General features: G+C 41.9%; 14 protein-coding genes. All 14 read right to left on the bottom strand.

The window, feature by feature from the left end; all coding sequences use genetic code 11:
- Positions 1-6: 6 nt before the first annotated feature.
- Positions 7-696, bottom strand: a complete 690-nt coding sequence (locus CEF22_RS08345) for a DnaD domain-containing protein (protein WP_095481135.1) — start codon at positions 694-696, stop codon at positions 7-9.
- 293 nt (positions 697-989) lie between these two features.
- A complete protein-coding gene (asnS, locus tag CEF22_RS08340) occupies positions 990-2,282 on the bottom strand; it encodes an asparagine--tRNA ligase (RefSeq protein ID WP_100402484.1) in 1,293 nt (430 codons plus the stop codon).
- Between the two features lie 125 nt (positions 2,283-2,407).
- Positions 2,408-3,589, bottom strand: a complete 1,182-nt coding sequence (locus CEF22_RS08335; RefSeq protein WP_100403955.1) for a pyridoxal phosphate-dependent aminotransferase — start codon at positions 3,587-3,589, stop codon at positions 2,408-2,410.
- A gap of 23 nt (positions 3,590-3,612) precedes the next feature.
- Positions 3,613-4,098 carry a cell wall elongation regulator TseB-like domain-containing protein gene (locus CEF22_RS08330; RefSeq protein ID WP_100402483.1) on the bottom strand — a complete coding sequence of 162 codons (486 nt, stop codon included), beginning with the start codon at positions 4,096-4,098 and terminating at the stop codon, positions 3,613-3,615.
- Between the two features lie 8 nt (positions 4,099-4,106).
- Positions 4,107-4,277, bottom strand: a complete 171-nt coding sequence (locus tag CEF22_RS08325) for a YpmA family protein (protein ID WP_100402482.1) — start codon at positions 4,275-4,277, stop codon at positions 4,107-4,109.
- An 82-nt stretch (positions 4,278-4,359) separates the two neighbouring features.
- Positions 4,360-5,118 carry a hypothetical protein gene (locus tag CEF22_RS08320; RefSeq protein WP_100402481.1) on the bottom strand — a complete coding sequence of 253 codons (759 nt, stop codon included), beginning with the start codon at positions 5,116-5,118 and terminating at the stop codon, positions 4,360-4,362.
- 59 nt (positions 5,119-5,177) lie between these two features.
- The gene (dinG, locus tag CEF22_RS08315) at positions 5,178-7,982 is read right to left on the bottom strand and encodes an ATP-dependent DNA helicase DinG (protein ID WP_100402480.1); all 2,805 of its coding nucleotides are present in this window, start codon (positions 7,980-7,982) and stop codon (positions 5,178-5,180) included.
- 96 nt (positions 7,983-8,078) lie between these two features.
- Positions 8,079-8,924: a pentapeptide repeat-containing protein gene (locus CEF22_RS08310; RefSeq protein ID WP_100402479.1), complete on the bottom strand. Its 846-nt coding sequence runs from the start codon at positions 8,922-8,924 to the stop codon at positions 8,079-8,081.
- Positions 8,925-9,017: 93 nt separating this feature from the next.
- Entirely contained in the window at positions 9,018-9,401 is a 384-nt protein-coding gene (panD, locus tag CEF22_RS08305) for an aspartate 1-decarboxylase (protein ID WP_100402478.1), read from the bottom strand.
- A gap of 13 nt (positions 9,402-9,414) precedes the next feature.
- Positions 9,415-10,263 (bottom strand): pantoate--beta-alanine ligase, encoded by an 849-nt coding sequence (gene panC, locus CEF22_RS08300; protein WP_100402477.1) that lies wholly within the window; start codon positions 10,261-10,263, stop codon positions 9,415-9,417.
- The gene (gene panB, locus CEF22_RS08295) at positions 10,260-11,099 is read right to left on the bottom strand and encodes a 3-methyl-2-oxobutanoate hydroxymethyltransferase (RefSeq protein WP_100402476.1); all 840 of its coding nucleotides are present in this window, start codon (positions 11,097-11,099) and stop codon (positions 10,260-10,262) included. Before panB ends, panC begins: the two co-directional genes overlap by 4 nt.
- Before the next feature lie 262 nt (positions 11,100-11,361).
- Positions 11,362-12,348, bottom strand: a complete 987-nt coding sequence (locus tag CEF22_RS08290; RefSeq protein WP_198508046.1) for a biotin--[acetyl-CoA-carboxylase] ligase — start codon at positions 12,346-12,348, stop codon at positions 11,362-11,364.
- Positions 12,333-13,526: a CCA tRNA nucleotidyltransferase gene (locus tag CEF22_RS08285; RefSeq protein ID WP_100402474.1), complete on the bottom strand. Its 1,194-nt coding sequence runs from the start codon at positions 13,524-13,526 to the stop codon at positions 12,333-12,335. The genes CEF22_RS08290 and CEF22_RS08285 overlap by 16 nt, the downstream gene beginning before the upstream one ends.
- Complete coding sequence (bshA, locus tag CEF22_RS08280; RefSeq protein ID WP_100402473.1) at positions 13,516-14,670, bottom strand: N-acetyl-alpha-D-glucosaminyl L-malate synthase BshA; 1,155 nt, start codon at positions 14,668-14,670, stop codon at positions 13,516-13,518. Before bshA ends, CEF22_RS08285 begins: the two co-directional genes overlap by 11 nt.
- Between the last annotated feature and the right edge of the window lies 1 nt (position 14,671).

The raw sequence follows: 14,671 nt of genomic DNA, 5'->3' as shown, positions 1-14,671 counted from the left end.
CTCCTTTTATTGCTCTAACCAGTTATAAAAATGAACAGCCTTTTTCGAGCGCTGTACTTGTTCAGGAGAAGATTGTTGCTTGCGAAACCGTTGACCATAATCTCTCGCTTGTTCAAGTGTCTCAATCCCTTGCTTTTTCCATTCAAAAAGAATGCGATCGATATAGCGAAAGTTCATCTTTCCAGAAATGACCGCTTCTCTCAGTGCTGCTTTAATGATCATCGGGTCATGGTGATCCTGATCAATCCAAATCGCCAGCGTTTCACATTCAAGCGGAGACAGAGGGCGACCGAATTCCTGCTCAAACAGAGAATATAAATCTTGCTCCTCGCTCATCGCTTGCTGCAAAGCTGATTGTCTGGACTGCTGCAACATATACTCAGCTAACTTTTTCCATAGTGGTTTTAAAGAATAGCTCTCATACCCTGTGGAATCTCCCTGCTCAATCGTAATTAACTGCTGCTGCATCAACTTTTTAACAAGGACGGCACAGTCACCTGCAGAAATCGTCATTTGACTGGCTAACTCCTCAAATGTAGGAAAGTGGTGACCTTTTTGTTTAAAGGAAAAAATTTGTAATAACAATACCAATTCGACTTCAGATACATGTAATTGACGATAGTGCATAAATAGCACTTGAGGAACGCTAATCATCCCCTCGTCCATCCATTGCATGACTAATTCTTTTTGTTCCATTGTGTACACCTCATAGTTAGTATATCACGACCATCCCATAAAAATGAGAATTGACATTTGAGAACGAAGAAATACCGCGCTCATTAAGCGCGGTCATTGTTTCCTTTATCTCGATCGGCTCGTTCCAGTCCATACGTCGCTGATCAGCGCCTTCCGCTTTTCTTCTTGTCCAGCTGCAGGCGCTATCGGCTCGAGGTCAAAAGCCAATCTGTCCAAAAGGTTAAAGAACAACCTTTCAGCCAGCTCGTCTTTTGCTTGTCGCCGATGATCAAGCGCCTTCCGCTTTTCTTTATTTAGGGGTATAGTCTGTTCAGTAGGCGCGGGAATGGGATGGTTTCACGGACGTGTTCGACGCCGCTAATCCACGCTACAGTACGCTCTAGACCAAGTCCAAATCCTGAGTGAGGAACGGAACCGTATTGGCGAAGTTCTGCATACCATTTATATGCTTCAGGGTCTAATTGATGTTCTTTAATTCTTTCACTTAACAGGTTAAGATCATGAATACGCTCAGAACCACCGATGATTTCACCATAGCCTTCCGGCGCAATTAAGTCGGCACATAACACCACTTCTTCGCGATCCTTCGCTGGCTGCATATAAAATGGTTTTAACGTTGTTGGATAATGCGTAATGAACACTGGTTTATCATAGCTTTCGGCAATCGCTGTTTCATGAGGCGCGCCAAAGTCATCTCCCCACTGAATATCAGTGAAACCTTTTTCATAAAGGAATTTAATCGCTTCATCGTACGTAATACGTGGGAATGGTGCTTGGATCTTTTCAAGCTTCGACGTATCGCGTCCGAGGCGATCTAATTCGAGGCGACAATTTTTCAAGACAGATTGCACAACATGAGAAACGTATTGCTCTTGTACTTGTAAATTCTCTTCAAATTCACAAAAGGCCATCTCTGGTTCAATCATCCAAAACTCAATTAAATGACGGCGCGTTTTGGACTTCTCTGCACGAAACGTAGGGCCGAAAGAAAACACTTTTCCAAGAGCCATCGCTGCTGCTTCCATATACAATTGACCACTTTGAGATAAGTAAGCATCCTCATCAAAATAGCGCGTATGGAATAACTCAGACGTTCCTTCCGGCGCACTTCCCGTTAAAATCGGAGGGTCCACTTTCGTAAATCCATTCTCGTTAAAGAATTCATACGTCGCGCGAATAATTTCATTACGAATTTTCATAACCGCATGTTGACGGCGCGAGCGTAACCATAAGTGACGATGATCCATTAAAAATTCTGCGCCATGCTCTTTCGGCGTAATTGGATAATCGACTGCTTCTGAAATTACTTGAAGTCCAGTGACTGTTAACTCATATCCAAAAGGTGAACGGCTATCCTCTTGCACAATACCAGTTACATATAGCGAAGATTCTTGCGTTAATGATTTCGCTTGCTGAAATAGTTCTTCTCCTACTTCACTTTTCACCACTACCCCTTGAATAAAGCCCGTTCCATCACGAAGCTGTAAAAAAGCAATTTTTCCACTTGAACGTTTATTCGCTAGCCAAGTACCAATCGTGACTTCTTGACCAACAAATTTGCCCACTTCTGCAATTGTTATTTTCATATGAGATCTTCCCTCCAAAAACTTTCCTCTACTAATCGTCTAATATTATACCTGTCTTTTGCAAATAAGTGCAAGAAAGGAAAACACCTTGACGATCGTCAAGGTGTTAACAGCTTGTATTTCGTTTACATATGTTCCTTTACATAAGTAGCCATGCGCTCAACCGCTGCTTCAAGCGCTTCTAAAGAAGTTGCATAGGAAAGACGAATGTTATCAGGAGAACCAAATCCACTTCCTGGAATCACTGCTACTTTCGCTTCTTCAAGTAAAGCTTTCACAAATGCATCAACATCTGCAAAACCTGTTAATTTTGCTGCTTCTTTCACGTTCGGGAATAAGTAGAACGCACCTTGTGGTTTCAAGCAAGAGAAGCCTGGAATCTCATTTAATTTCGCGTGAATCACATTTAAACGCTTTTCAAACGCTTCTTTCATTACCTCTACCGGCTCTTGTGTTCCTTCATACGCCGCAATCGAGCCGTATTGAGAAGGAGCTGTTGGGTTAGAAGTGGAATGACTCGCTAAGTCCGTCATTGCTTTAATCACTTGCTCATTTCCTGCCGCATAACCGATACGCCAGCCTGTCATAGAATGAGATTTAGATACACCGTTAATGATAATTGTTTGCTCTTTCAACTCAGGGGAAAGTTCAGCAATCGATACGTGTTTATGGTCACCATATACAAGCTTTTCATAAATTTCATCAGAAATGATCCAAATGTTTTTACGAAGAGCGACTTCTCCTAATGCTTGCAACTCTTCTGCTGTATATAGCATACCTGTTGGGTTACTTGGTGAGTTAATAATAACCGCTTTTGTTTTCTCTGTAATCGCTGCTTCAAGCTGCTCTGGAGAAATTTTGAATTCATTTTCTTCCTTACCTTCGATATAAACAGGCTTTCCGTCCGCTAACTTCACTTGCTCCGGATAGCTAACCCAGTAAGGAGTCGGGATGATCACTTCATCATCTTTGTCTAAAATCACTTGGAATAATGTATATAGAGCATGCTTCGCTCCGATTGTGACGATAATTTCACTTCGTTTATATGTAATACCTTGATCCTTTTCAAACTTAGCAATGATCGCATCTTTTAATTCAGGTAGTCCACCAGCTGGCGTATATTTCGTTTGTCCTTTTTTCATCGACTCGTAAGCCGCCTCGATAATATGTTCTGGTGTATTAAAGTCAGGCTCTCCAGCACCAAGACCAATGACATCAATGCCTTGTGCTTTCATTTCTTTCGCTTTCGCTGTAATCGCTAACGTTGTTGAAGGAGTTAATGCCTTCACTCTTTGCGCTAATTGGATATCCATCTATAATTCCTCCACTCTTAAATGTTCTTAATTTTCTTCGACCATTCTCCGCTGTTCACTTGAAGATAATAGTAATTGACCCGATCATTTTTATCTAAAAAGACGAGTTCCCATACTGGATTGGACTTTTCAATTCCAAGACGGGCAGCCAATAACTTCTCCATTGATTCATCTTTTTGAAGCTTTTTGACGGCCTCTTCCTTTGAAATCCCCTTCGTAATATCCTTTGTAATTGGCTGTTTCTTTTTTTCTTTTGGAACAAAGACAGCCAGCTTCTTTTTCTTATCTGTCTGTCCTGTCACCGCATAATAAGTCTCTTCGCTATTATATATATTAAAATCAGTCACAGAAGTGATGGCACTTTCTTGCTTGGCAACCGAGATCGCATACTCTTTCGCCTTTTTATGCGGTTTTTGCGCATGATTATACACATTCAAACATGCCGTACAAATCAGCAGGAGCGAAACTGCTATAACTGTTAGCCATATCCATTTATTCTTCATCTTCTACCCTATGTACGATAGATCGTAAAGACGGCTTTATTTTGGTCTTCTTGATCTAATGCCAGCCCAAACATTAAATCTTCCCGTTTTAACGTGCGGTTTAGCATATCGACGATTTTATACAAATCGGCATGATTGTCAACCGTAACGGTGGATAATACTTCAATTTTACTTTCCATATATTACGCCTCCTGTCCTCATTTATTATACCAAGAAATCGTTTGTTCGCATCAATTAATTTGTTGAAAAATGCGAATTCTTTCAATTACGAATCGTTAAAACTTCATAACCAATTTTGTTACATTTAATCATAATTAACCCGTGCTGCTTTGTATAATAGACATCAATCCACATTTGATGAAGCATTTCCATCAATTCTCCTCCCGGAAGGCTCTCTTTTTTTGTAAAAATAATCGCCGTTTGCGGATCAATATGTGTCAATAAACTATAAGACATACTATCGTTTTGTCCAAAATTCGGAGTCTTGACGATATTAATATCTTTCAGCTCTTCCTTTAACAAACGTTTCTCCGCTCGTGTCGATGCCGAGGACAACCATAAAAACCGAGAATCAAAATGCTTGATCGAAAAATCAATGCCCTCTTTCTGCTTGATACCGTTATACAGAATCTCCAGTTCCAACCCTGGTTGAAGCTGTTTCACCTCACCAACCTGCATGTCAGCTCCATATATGCGAGACAATTGATAATCCTTTTTTAACTGAGCGATAAACGGAGGCAATTCTTCTTGCGTTTCTGTGATCACTAATCCTGACAGCTGGTTAATCGCAAATTTTTTCATATACGAAAAAATTTGCGGACGGCTCTCTTTCGTGCCTGTATTGATTAAATAATGTTGACCATCTGCTGTGTGCAAAAAAGCAGCTTCCCCATCAGACAACGGCAAAAAAGTAATGGCCAATTCATTCTCTTTCAAGTTCAAGTCAATCGTTTCTGCTGCCACATAAGAGCTATTTAGCAAAGTACAGATCAACAGACAAACAGCGAATAACATTCTCATATCGGCTTCCCCTTTCTTTACCGTTAGCGTATGTTATTCGCTGTAAAATTAATCAACCATTACAGCCAATTTTCAATGAGTGAAACCGTCTCGCTAAGCGACGCTTCCGCGACTGTCACTTTGGGAATCGACGTTAAAAAAGTTTTGCCATATACACTCGTTTGAATACGACGATCAAAAACGATAATAATTCCCCGATCTCGATTGCTTCTAATTAACCGACCGAAGCCTTGCTTGAAACGCAACACCGCTTGTGGAAGTGAATAAGCAGAAAAAGCATTTTTTCCTGTTTTCGCATACTGCTCATTTTTCGCCTGAGTAAATGGCTCATCCGGTGGAGAAAATGGCAAGCGAACGATCACTAAGCAGGAAAGATCCTCACCGGGGATATCAATGCCTTCCCAAAAACTATTCGTCCCAAACAAAATCGCTTTATCAAATTTTTGAAAGTTCCTCGTTAGTCGCGCCCGACTTCCATTCGTAATGCCTTGCGCTAACAACACATAGTCATCTAAAAGACCGCTATCTTTCATTAAGTCATGCGTTTTCTTCATCATGTCATACGACGTAAACAAGACGAGCATACGCCCTTTCGCTGCCTCAGCTACCGCCATTAAATGATTCGCTAACGCCTCAATATATTCATCCGCCTTCACCTCAGTAATTTCAGGCACATCATTTGGGATGATCATCCGACAATTCTTTTCATAATCAAAAGGAGATGGAAGCATCACTTCTTCATAAGTTTGCATCGATAAGCCGACTTCTTCCGCAAAAAAACGAAACGAACGATTCACGGTTAATGTGGCTGAAGTAAAGACCACCTGCTTTGGATCTAATAGCTTGTCTTTTATTAGCTCGCCGCTTGAAACAGGATGAGACTTGATAACAAACGTATTGGCAAAGGAACGACTATCCCCTTCCATCCAAATCACTTCATCCGCTTCCGGACGAAAAATGATCCGGTCAAGACTGTCTAAAAACCCTTCCCATTGAGTCATTAACGCTTGTAAATCATCTAGCTTCAGCTGATCCTTAGCGGTCATTTGTTCTCGATAAAATGCCATGTCCGTCAATCGTTGTTGAAGTAGTTGATGAAGCATCATCATCAGCTCATGAAGCCGTTCCGCTCCGTATTCGACTGCTTGCCAAAGCTTGAACTCTCGAACTTTTTCTGTAAGCCGCAGCTGCCTACGGTGACTGTTTCCCGACCATTTTTTCGTATGTTGATCAAAGAACGTATGAAGCACCTTAAACCATTCATCCCCCTCTAATAATAGCTCATTGAAGGTACGATGAATTTCTTCTCGCGGATGATCTTGTCTGTTTTCGACAAATTTTTCATACAGCTGTTCACATTGTAGAAATAAGCCATCTGGTTGGTCACATGCTAATTTAGCAACCAAATATTTAAAATTCGATACATCAATCGAAATTCCCATTCGATCTCTTGCGGCATTTTCAAAATGATGAGCCTCATCAATGATCACATGTGTATAAGACGGTAGCAAAGGAGAATTGGCCATTAAATCGGCCACTAGCAAAGAATGGTTCGTAATGACGATATCGGCTTCTTTCGCTTGCTTTTTCGCAAACAGATAAAAATCTTTATCGAGCCACGCTTTTCGGCCTTTATTCATGTAGTCGCCGTCTTGCTTGACGTCATTCCAAAACAATGAGCCTCCAGATGATAAATTTAATTCGTCCACATCGCCGGTCTCCGTCTCTAACAGCCACGTCAATATTTGCATTTTTGCTAAAGCAAAATCATAATTATCGGTTGTACCTCTTAAACTTTGAAAAAACTTAAACAAGTCTAAATAATGGTTTCTCCCCTTTAATACAGTAACGGACAAAGGGAACGGTAGCATCATCTGCAATTGCTTAATTTCTTTATTTAAGAGCTGCTGCTGCAAAACGATCGTATGTGTACTGACAATTACCGGTTCGCCTAGCTGTTTACTTCGATATACTGCTGGAAGTAAATAACCGAGTGACTTTCCTGTCCCCGTTCCTGCTTCGATCGCTAGGTGAATCGATTGCTCCATCGACTGATACACTCGATCCATCATGCTCATTTGCCCTTCTCTTCGTTCAAAATGAGGTAATTGGGCTAAAAGCTGAATTTTCTCTTCATCGCTCGTTGGATAAGATACTTGATTTTTGTCAATCCATCTTTTTTGAATCACTTTTTTTCGCAATCCAAGTCCGCGATATACCTCTATTTGTTCAGGAAGCTGTTCGATATGATGCTGTTTCTCTTCAATGACCGCCTGGATTAAAAAGTAAATATCACTTTTTAAATTCGTCGCTACTTTCGCTAAATTTTCCAACGTCACGAGCGGCATCGTTTTTAATTTATCAATCATCTTTAATAATAGCTGTGCAGTCACATATGCATCGCTATCGGCTTGATGAGGTCGATCATGGTCAAAACCAAGACTTGTCGTCAAATCAAACAGCTTATAGCTATCCGATGTAGGAAATAAAATACGAGCCAATTCGACTGTATCAATCGCTAGACCCGAAAAAGGCAAATACCCTGCTTCTTCTAATTCAGCTTGTAAAAACTGAAGATCGAATTGAACATTATGGGCAACAAATACAGCCTCATCTAACAACGGCAAAATTTTCGGTGCCACTTCATGAAAAAAAGGTGCGTCCTTCACCATTTCATCATCAATTCCCGTTAATTCCTCAATAAACACCGGAATAGAACGTTCGGGATTAATAAACGTCGTATATTGGTCAATAATTTGATTGTTTTCTATTATCACAAATGAAGCTTGTATCATCCGATCTCCGCTTTTCGCAGCATGACCGGTCGTTTCTAAGTCAGTAACGACAAAACGTGGATATGTCATAACGGCTTACACCCTTTTTCTCGTAAAATCTCTATCAAGTGTACCATATCACCTTCCCGCGCCGCTAGATGTGAACGAAAAGTGGAAGGTCCTCCATCAGTTCATCCAATGAGATGGTCGCTGTAAATAAGGAGGTAATATCGTTTGATCGTTACCTTTAGCTGAATTTATTTGCATTTGCGTTAAAAACATACCGGTAGACAGATCGGCCCCACTTACATTAGCGTCGCGCAAATCCGCTCCAATAAAATCAACGCCTCTTAGATCGGCATTTCGTAAATCAGCAGCAATTAAATACGCTCCTCGTAAATCCGTCGTTCTTAAATCTTTTCCTTTCAAATTCCTCCCTATCCAATCAATCCCCCTGCATGTCTTGCCTTTCTTAATAGCAAAAACTTTCGAACTTAACTCACTTCGCACATATTCACTTGTTTCTAAAAGCAATTCATTGACAGGAAATCGACACATGATCATGTCTAACGACAATAAGCAATCCACCTCCATGTCTGTCAAACTTTGTATATGCTCTAATTGCTTATTTAATCTAGTACGCAATGAGTTTGACACCTCATAAGTTAAGGCTTCAGCGAGAAATGCCATCATTTCATACAATTGCTCCATGATAGGAAATACTTGAAACATCTTTTCAGCAACTTCAGGATACTCTCGCCAGCTTTTTCCTTTAAAAGTGACTTGAGAGACTTGTTGACCAGCGCCTAAACAGTCAAACACTGTACACCCCTTAAATCCTTTTTCTCTTAGATTTTCGTGAATCTTACATCGAAAGTCTGCTTGCAAATTAGGACAAGCTGTTCCAGCCCCTTTATTTATCGCAAAATCATTGGATGCCGCAATATTCAATGCTGTGCAGCAAAGTCCAAAACAATTCATACAATCAGCTGTTAAACGCTCCCTCATATTTTCAGCTGTTTCATTATACATTTTTATCTCCTCTTACAACATTTTACCTTTTATTGTACATGAATGAGAAAAAACAAAAAAGACTGCCCCTTCTCTAAAGGACAGTCTAAATCATTATATAATCGTTCCCGCAGGCTCGTAATGAAGCATTTGTTCAATTTTATTATTCTCTCCAGCAATGACGACTTTCGGCTGATGATCTTTCACTTTTTCTTCAGGCACCATCACATACGAGATAATAATAACAACATCTCCAGGCTGTACAAGTCTCGCTGCCGCTCCATTTAAGCAAACAACTCCGCTTCCTCGCTCTCCTGGAATGATATACGTTTCTAATCTAGCCCCGTTGTTATTATTAACGATCTGCACTTTTTCATTAACCGCCATGCCAGCCGCATCGATTAAATCTTCATCAATCGTAATACTGCCGACATAATTTAAATTCGCTTCTGTCACCGTTGCTCGGTGAATTTTTCCGTTCATCATTGTTCGAAACATATAAATCTCCCCTTTATTCACATTCAAAAATGATATTATCAATTAACCGTGCATTAGAATATTTCACAGCCGCAGCAAGGATGACTTGACCCTCCACCGTTTGAATAGGTGTTAAGTCTGGGAACGATAGTAATTCCACATAATCAATCTCGGCCTTTGCGTGTTCGTTTAAATAAGCGATCGTTTCATTAACCACTTTCGTCGGGTCTTTTTCTCCTTGTTCAGCAAGATCTTTCCCAGCCTTTAACGCTCGATACATATGAGGCGCTAACTGCCGCTCGGTTGCTGTCAAATACACATTACGTGAGCTTTTCGCTAAGCCATCCTCTTCTCTAACCGTTTCGACCCCAATCACTTCAAGCGGGAAGTTAAGTGATTCGACTAGCCCATTAATCACCGCCACTTGCTGAGCATCTTTTAACCCGAAATACGCTCGATCCGGCTGCGCCACATGAAACAGCTTCGTCACGACCGTCACCACGCCGTCAAAATGACCAGGACGTTTCTCTCCGCATAGTCGATCCGTTCGTTCGACGACGCTCATGATAATCATTGAAGGTTTTGGGTACATTTCATCCGGCTCTGGAGCGAATAAAATATCTACACCAGCTTCTTCCGCTAATTTGTGATCGTGCTCCAAATCACGAGGGTAACTTTCGAAATCTTCGTTTGGACCAAACTGCAGCGGATTGACAAAAATACTCATGACCACAACATCATTTTCCGCTTTTGCTTTTCTTGCTAACGTTAAATGGCCTTCATGAAGATAGCCCATCGTCGGCACGAGTCCGATCGACAGCCCTGCTTTTTTCTTTTCACTGACAATAGCTGTTAATTCTTTTACTTGTTTAATGATAATCATGAACGTGTTCCTCCATATAGCTGAAGTAGTTCTTCTTCTTTCATCGAAAAAGTGTGCTCTGCACTTGGAAACGCCCCTGCTTTCACTTCACGAACGTAAGAGTGAATCGCTGAGGCAATGACTTCACCTGCATCGCCATATGTTTTGACAAATTTCGGTGTGCGCTCGACACCATATTGAATCAGATCATGATAGACAAGAACTTGTCCATCTGTATCAACGCCTGCACCGATGCCAATTACAGGAATTATCAAAGCGCGAGACACTTCTGCGGCTAATTGATGCGGCACACATTCTAACACAAGCATACAGGCTCCTGCCTCTTCCACTTGCTTCGCTTCCTGCAGCAATTTTGTCGCCGCTGATGCGGTTTTCCCTTGAACTTTATAGCCACCTAGTACACCAACTGACTGTGGTGTGAGACCTAAATGGGCCACAGTCGGAACGCCTGCTTGTGTTAACAGACGAATCGTCTCGATCACTTCTCCGCCGCCTTCTAGTTTCACTGCATGAGCGCCTGCTTCTTGAAGCAGTTTTTGTGCCGCTTTCATCGTCTCTTCTTTACTAATGTGGTACGTCATAAACGGCAGATCGGTGACGATAAACGTATCTTTTGCTCCACGCTTCACGGCTTTCGTATGATGAATCATCTCTTCAAGCGTTACAGGCACGGTTGATTCATACCCAAGCACGACCATCCCTAAAGAATCGCCGACTAAAATGACATCTACTTCCGTCTCCTCAGCGTACTTGGCAGAAGGATAATCGTAAGCCGTCAGCATCACAATTTTCTCGCCATTTGCTTTCATGTTTAAAAAATGACTCGTTTGTTTCATTTCCGCTTCCTCCTTTTTTCATCAGAGGAGACGAAACAATAGTCAATAAAAAAAGGGTCCTCTAGACAGAAGGACCCGATTTATCATCAGTAGTTGTTTCGACCCTCTGTCCCTGTCCATTGCGGATCAAGGCAGACTTTCGCGTATTTAATTCACCATAGACTAACAATCTCAATCAGGTGCAGCTCCATTTGATACTGCCCGCATTTATTATAACAAGCTGATCGTTTTTTGACTATTGAAAATGACAAAAAACAGCGGACTACTCCGCTGTTTTATTAATCTCAATATCGGCTGAATAAATATCATGAATCGTTCCTTCATCATCGAGAAGCTTTAGCACGCCTTCTTCTGTGATGCCGAGCGCTTTTCCTTTAATTGTTGCTGTGACAGTACGAGCCGTGATTTGTTTGCCAATCGACACGGCATATCTTTCCCAGCGCTTTTTAATATCGGTAAAGCCGTCCTTCATATACACATGATAGTAGGTTTCGATATTTTTTAATATTTCTTGAACTAACTGCGAACGCGAGATGTGCTCGCCTTTTTCAATTGCCAGTGAAGTCGCAACTTCGGCTAACTCCTCTGGGAACTCTTTCTGATTAGCATTTAAACCGATACCAATAATAATCGAATGAATTTGATCCGCATCGGCCTGTAACTCTGTTAAAATACCAGTAATCTTTTTACCGTTTAACAAAATATCATTCGGCCATTTGATCTCAGGTTGCAACCCTGTCACTTCCATAATCGCTTCCACGATCGCCACCGCTGTAATTAAGGTAAACTGCGGAGCCTTATATGGCGGAAGAGCCGGCTTTAAAATGACACTCATCCAAATACCTGTGTGTTTCGGTGAGTGCCACTCTCTCGCCATCCGCCCACGCCCTGCCGTTTGCTCCTCGGCAATGACGACCGTTCCTTCTTTAAACGGTTCCTGCGCTAATCGATGTGCTTCCTTTTGCGTAGAATCCGTCGTTTCTTTAAAGACAATTTCTTTTCCGAGCCATTCCGTTTGTAAGCCAATTAATAGCTCATTTTCGGTCACTTTATCGGGCTTATGAATAATGCGGTACCCTTTTTTACGAACCGCCTCGAGCTCAAAGCCTTCACTTCTTAGCGCCTCAATATGCTTCCAAATCGCTGTTCGTGAACAACCAACGATTTCAGCCAACGCTTGCCCAGAAACAAATTCCCCATCCGCTTCTGAAAAAGCTTCTAATAATCTTTGTTTCACAGAAGATTGCAAGATTCGAGCCACTCCTTTATCTTTTCTTTCGAATTCTCTATTTTCCGTTCGACGACCGCACATTCAACTTCCGCTAAATATTGCTTCATCCACGGTCCGCCCTTCTCTTGCTTCCAAGCAAGCAAATCTTTCCCGGAAATGGCTAACTCACTAAGCTGTTTAATTGGTAGTTCGGCATACTGTTCGCTCAACTTCTCCACCTCAGCTTCTCGCCCATGAAGAAGAGCATGTACGATTTCTACATCAATAGCGGACTCCATTCCTGCTTCATATAAGAAAAAAGCAGACCAATGATGCGTATCTCTTTTATCTACCAGCTGAAGCGCTCTCGTTACATATTTAATTTTTTGTGCGGGCATGCGCCACTCAGATAAAAACGCTTTTGGAGACGACGGGTTCAATAATCGTAGCAGCAACAGCCACATTTGATTGGAGGATAAAGGATCGATAGAGAAAGAAAGAAGCTTCTCAATCACTGCCTTTTTGTCCGTAAGCCCTGGCAAATAAGTAAGTAACCCTGCCTCCATCAGCACTTCCATGCCGTTATGTTTATTAGCCCCTGCAAACAACTTTTCGATTTCATTCAATTTACGTTCAATCGCAATATGCTGCAGGAGAGAAGCATGCTTTTTTAAAGCAGCTGCGGTGTCGGCATGTAACCCGAAACCGAGCTGACTGACAAAGCGGGCCGCTCGCATCATTCTTAGTGCATCCTCTGAAAACCGTTCACTCGCCTCACCAACCGTTTGAATTTGCTTGTTCACTAACGCTTCTTGACCATTGAATGGATCGATGATGCGTCCTAATCGATCCATAGCGATCGCATTCATCGTAAAATCGCGTCGTTGGAGATCTTCTGTTAACGACCGAACGAACGACACCGTTTCTGGATGGCGGTAATCTTTATAATCCGACTCCGTTCGAAATGTCGTAATTTCATAGCCATCGCCTTTCCAAAGAACGAGCACCGTTCCATGCTCAATCCCAACGTCCACCGTTTTAGCAAACACGGTTTTCACTTCTTCAGGAGTAGCAGAAGTCGCAATATCGACATCACCGATTGGCCGCTTGAGTAAATAATCCCTGACAGCTCCTCCCACATAATACGCCTCGAACCCTGCTTGCTCTAGCTTTTCTAACAAAGGAGCGGATTGTGCAAACACATCTTCATTTTTCATGTTTTTCACCTGCACCATCAAGCAATTGATAGTAAAGCTGCTCGTACTGACCGACAACTTGTTCCGAGCGAAAACGATTGGGAACCGTTTCAAGCGCTTTTTCTTGAAAGCTTTTATACAACCCTTCATCTTTCAGTAGCTTGATGGCTTGTTGGCTCATGTCTTCAATGTCACCTACTTCAGACAAAAATCCATTGACTCCATGCTCGATCACTTCAGGAATGCCGCCAATATTCGTTCCGATGCAAGGCACGCCACAAGCCATTGCTTCAAGCAAGACGAGCCCAAAGCTTTCTTTTTCAGATAACAGCAAGAAAAGATCGCTAATGGAATAGAGCTCTTCTAAGTTATCTTGTTTGCCAAGAAACAAGACGCGATCACGCAACCCTAGCTCAGACACTAAGCTACAAGCAACGGTCATTTCCGGCCCATCACCGACTAGCAATAGTTTCGCAGGAAGCTCTTGCTGAAGGCGAGCAAACACGTGAATAACATCCGGCACGCGTTTCACACTGCGGAAATTGGACACATGCATTATCACTTTTTCCTCTGGAAGAATCTCATATTCCTGACGAAGCCGCTCGGCAGAATCCATCCGACGATACACACGCTCATCGATGAAATTATAGATCGTTTGTATCGTTTGCTGCGGCTTAATCATTTCCATCGTTTGGTTCGCTAATGATTCTGATACCGCCGTAACCGCATCAGATTGTTCAATGCCAAATCGAATCGAGCCTGTCAGAGATGGATCTTCCCCTAACACCGTAATATCGGTGCCATGCAACGTCGTAACGATTTTAATATCGGAATGAGCCATCTGCTTACCGAGAATCGCACACACCGCATGCGGCATCGCATAATGTACATGAATGAGATCCAACTGTTCTCTCGTAATCACTTCCGCAATTTTATTAGCTAACGCAATATCATACGGAGGATATTGAAACACAGAATATTGATTAACATCGACTTGGTGAAAGTAAATGTTATGGTACATTCGGTTTAATCGAAACGGTACGCCCGAAGTGATAAAATGAATTTCATGTCCTTTTTCCGCTAGCAGCTTCCCTAGCTCCGTCGCTACTACCCCCGATCCTCCGACCGTGGGGTAGCAAGTAATTCCTATTTTTAACTTTCTCATA

The sequence above is a fragment of the Bacillus sp. FJAT-42315 genome, from assembly GCF_002797375.1.
GTDB lineage: Bacteria > Bacillota > Bacilli > Bacillales > Domibacillaceae > Bacillus_CE.
This window is presented reverse-complemented; position numbering and strand designations above follow the sequence as displayed.